At 72.9% G+C, this 280-nt stretch carries 1 pseudogene; it reads left to right on the top strand.

What is annotated here, in order from left to right:
- A pseudogene (locus RMT89_RS42565) lies at window positions 1-201 on the top strand (hypothetical protein); the annotation flags it as partial.
- Between the last annotated feature and the right edge of the window lie 79 nt (window positions 202-280).

Raw genomic sequence — 280 nt, 5'->3', positions numbered from 1 at the left:
GCCGCTGCCCTGATGACCGGCGCCGCGCTCACGTTCGCCGCGCCGCAGGCCGAGGCGCGCGGGTGCATCAAGGGCGCCATCGTCGGCGCGATCGCCGGCCACATGGCCCATCACGGCATCGCCGGCGCCGCCGCGGGCTGCGCGGTCGGCCACCACATGGCGAACCGCACCGTCACGCGCACGACCCCCGTCGCGCACTAAGCCGGCGGCGTTCGCGCTCGCACGATACGGTTTACGCAAGCACCTTCTCCCGCACGCGGGAGAAGGTTTTCTTTTGGCC

This window comes from Streptomyces sp. P17 (assembly GCF_032436805.1).
Lineage (GTDB): Bacteria > Actinomycetota > Actinomycetes > Streptomycetales > Streptomycetaceae > Streptomyces.
The sequence above is the reverse complement of the archived record's forward strand: the minus strand, read 5'-3'. Positions and strand labels throughout refer to the sequence as shown.